The 3,440-nt window shown below is 41.9% G+C and carries 4 protein-coding genes; 3 read left to right on the top strand and 1 reads right to left on the bottom strand.

The window, feature by feature from the left end; all coding sequences use genetic code 11:
• A partial coding sequence (locus Q0338_RS08045; RefSeq protein WP_298086299.1) for a Sir2 family NAD-dependent protein deacetylase occupies positions 1-677 on the top strand: 677 nt, incomplete at its 5' end.
• On the opposite strand, the gene Q0338_RS08040 is transcribed toward Q0338_RS08045, so the two are convergent.
• On the bottom strand, positions 674-931 hold the full coding sequence (locus Q0338_RS08040; protein WP_298086298.1) for a hypothetical protein: 258 nt from the start codon (positions 929-931) through the stop codon (positions 674-676). The two genes, Q0338_RS08045 and Q0338_RS08040, sit on opposite strands and share 4 nt — an antisense overlap.
• 87 nt (positions 932-1,018) lie before the next feature.
• Between Q0338_RS08040 and Q0338_RS08035 the strand changes: the two genes are divergently transcribed.
• Both Q0338_RS08035 and Q0338_RS08030 read left to right on the top strand, forming a co-directional pair.
• Complete coding sequence (locus tag Q0338_RS08035) at positions 1,019-1,576, top strand: metallophosphoesterase (protein WP_298086297.1); 558 nt, start codon at positions 1,019-1,021, stop codon at positions 1,574-1,576.
• An 84-nt stretch (positions 1,577-1,660) separates the two neighbouring features.
• Positions 1,661-3,440 (top strand): ATP-binding protein (locus tag Q0338_RS08030; protein WP_298086296.1); only part of this gene is annotated, 1,780 nt, incomplete at its 3' end.

The following is a 3,440-nucleotide window of genomic DNA, read 5'->3' as shown; positions in this document are numbered from 1 at the left end:
AAGATAAGGATCTGGGCTTTACCGACATGGCAAATCCGCAGTGGTTTTTTGATGATCCAAAGCTAGCTTGGGCATTTTACGGCCACAGATTAAAACTATACAACAAGACCGAGCCGCATGCTGGTTTTGCTATGCTTAGAGAACTTTGCGCGCAGAAAAACGACAACTACTTCATCTGCACATCAAACGTCGATGGTCACTTTGTAAAGGCTTGCTTTGATAGAGATAAAATTTATGAAATCCACGGTTCCATACATCACTCGCAGTGCATCCACAACGATGACGGAAATATCTGGAATATGGACGAAAATAGCGTGGAAGTAGATGAGGAAAAATTTATCGCTACAAAGATGCCAGTTTGCCCTGAGTGCGGATGCGTGAGCCGCCCAAATATCCTTATGTTTTACGATCACGAATTTAACCATAAAAGAGCTTGGGCGCAGCGCAAAAAGTACGATGCGTGGCTTAGCCACAATATGAACTCGCGCATAGTCATAATCGAGATCGGCGCGGGGCTTGCCGTACCAACGATCAGGATTTTTGGAGAAAGGATGGCGAAAAGATTTAAAATGGCTCATCTAATCCGCATAAACCCGGTAGATACTCACGTGAGCGCATATCGAGGCATGGCGATAAAGGCTGGAGGACTTGAGGGATTAAGGATGCTCCTGGGTTAAACCAGGAGCGTAAAATTTGCCGATATTTCGCCGTTTTTTAGCGGCGAAATTTGATTTACGAAGTGAAATTTAGCGTCCGTTTTTAGCTCGCCTTTTATCAAATTTACCGCTTTAACGATAGCTAAAAGCGAGATCTCGTCGTCCGAGCTTAACTCTAGTTTTAGCGACTTTACGGATACCGTCGGCACTTCAAGGCCGCTTTTAAATTTAGCGTGGAGTTCGCTTAGTCTGCAATGAACGTCAAATTTGATCATCCTTTCTCCTTTGATTAAATTTGATAAAATTATATATTTTAAAACGGACAAAACCGTGTCCAGATATGTGCCAAAAAAGGAAACGAGATGAAAATTTTGCACGCAAGCGATTTGCACTTTGATAAGGCTAAATTTGATCAAATTTTAGATTTAGAATTTGACGTTTGTTGCATAAGCGGCGATCTGATAGACGCGAGTCAAAAGGACGTTAGCGAGCAAAAGGCGTGGGTTAGGCTGTGGCTTGAAAATTTTAAAGGACGGATCTTTGTATGTAGCGGAAATCACGATGTAGACGGCTCTGGCGATGCCGCATGGGTAAGGACGCCAAACATTTACGCAGACGGCGATATAAAAATGATTGAAGGGATAAAATTTGGCTGCGTTCCTTATATGTGTACGGATATTTTGGACTTTGCGGAGTGCGACGTGCTGCTCGCACATGTCCCGCCCGCTCACACGCAAACGGCCGTTGAGCACGGCAGAGATTTTGGCGATAAAGAGCTTTATAGGGCGCTAAAGCACGGGCTGCTAAAAGCAAAAATCATCCTTTGCGGGCATGTGCATGATCCGCTATCAAGAGTCGATAAAATCGGCAACTGCAAGATATATAACTCAAGCCTTGGGCTTAATATTATAGAAATTTAACCGCCGATCGGCAACCAAATTTATCAAATTTGGACCGCAAAATGTCCTAAAATGCAAGTAAAATCATCCAAAAAAGGAGCTGCCATGGATGAGATTTTACTACCGCCCCAGATCGAAAACAAAATCAAGCTTTGGGCGCTAAGAGCGATCGAAAAATTTGGCATGCCAGATAGTTTTTTTCAAAAGTTCGACGGCATCTTGCAAGAGGGTGAATCTGTGGCAGAAGCAAAAATCAGGTTCAAAAATCTCCTAGCCGAACTTGAAAAATCAAAAATAACCAGCATTGAGACTTTAGATAGAAATTTGGATGCTTTGTGTGCAGTGTTAAATTTAGATGAAATAGACAGAAAAATCATAGAATTTGCCGTAATCGTAAATGAATTTGCCGCTCTCCAAGACATTTGTAGGTATCTGGGAGATATGCACATTATCGCTTTTTACGAGGTTTTGGGCTATATCATAGGCGTGCCTGCTACTGACGTAAAAGAAGCGTTACTCCCGGAATCAAAGCTAAGGCAAAGCAATATTTTAGAAATGAACGAGAGGCAAGATATCAGGCTTGACTCCGTATTTAGATTTTTTTATATCTACTTTAGTACCGATATGTTAAACAGGCAGGGCGACATTTTAGAGGTTTTTAGATCGACGTTTTTTAAAGCAGGCAAGTCATCGCTCAAATTTGATGATTTTAGGCATATAAAAGTAGACGAAGCCACGATAAAAAGCCATATTTTAAAGGCGGATAAGGGCGTAAATATTTTGCTTTACGGACTTCCCGGCACCGGTAAGACGGAGTTTGTCAAAATGATAGCCGCCGAGCTAGACAGAAATCTTTACGAAATAGCCTCAAAAAGCCGATATGCAGACGATAACTATAGCGGTGAAAAGCGATTTTTATCCCTAAAAACCGCTGATAAAGTTTTAAATAATGAGCGCGACATCATAATGTTTGACGAGATAGAGGATGTTTTTAAAGGCACAGAAAGGATGTCTAAAGCGTTATTTAACTCGACTTTAGAGAGCAACAGCGTGCCGACGTTTTGGATAACCAACGATATAGACGAGATAGATAACGCCTATATCAGGCGCTTTGATATAGTTATAGAGTTTAAAATCCCACCCAAATTTAAGCGACTAGAAATACTAAAGCGCTACGCAAACGGCCAAGTAAGCGAGGAGTTGCTCAAAAAGTTAGCTAAAAACAGAGCTATCACGCCCGCGCTAATATCTGGTGCGACAAAGGTCGTTTCAAATTTGAGTCATGCAAACAAGGACGAAGCGTTTAAAAATTTGATAAAAAGTAGCCTAAAAGCGCAAGGTTTCGTTACCGCTAAAAAGAAAGGCAAGAAAGATAAAAACAAGGAGATAAATTTGCCGCAAAACTACGATGTGAGCCTGATAAATGGAAGCGCAAATTTAAAAGAGCTGGCAAAAGGTATAAAAGAGAGCAAAAACGCTAGGCTTTGCCTCTACGGCCCCGCGGGCACGGGCAAGAGCGAGTATGCTAAATTTATCGCCAAAAGCCTAAACAGCAAGCTAATCATCAAAAAAGCAAGCGATCTCATCGACTGCTACGTTGGGAACACGGAGAAAAACATCGCAAATGCTTTTAAAGAAGCCAAAGATCAAAACGCCGTGCTGGTATTTGACGAGATAGATAGCTTTTTGCAAGATAGGAATAAGGCTATAAGGAGCTGGGAGATAACCCAAGTAAACGAGATGCTAGTGCAAATGGAGGGCTTTGATGGGGTGTTTATCGCCACGACAAATTTGATGGATAGCTTAGATAGGGCTAGCATTAGGCGCTTTGATATGAAGGTAGAGTTTGGCTATATGGACGGTACTCAGGCAGCTAAACTACTAC

It is taken from the genome of uncultured Campylobacter sp. (genome assembly GCF_938018145.1).
Taxonomy (GTDB): domain Bacteria; phylum Campylobacterota; class Campylobacteria; order Campylobacterales; family Campylobacteraceae; genus Campylobacter_A.
This window is presented reverse-complemented; position numbering and strand designations above follow the sequence as displayed.

Coding starts and splice junctions, on each gene's coding strand:
- Q0338_RS08040 (WP_298086298.1), bottom strand. CDS start 931: ATGATCAAATTTGACGTTCATTGCAGACTAAGCGAACTCCACGCTAAA.
- Q0338_RS08035 (WP_298086297.1), top strand. CDS start 1,019: ATGAAAATTTTGCACGCAAGCGATTTGCACTTTGATAAGGCTAAATTT.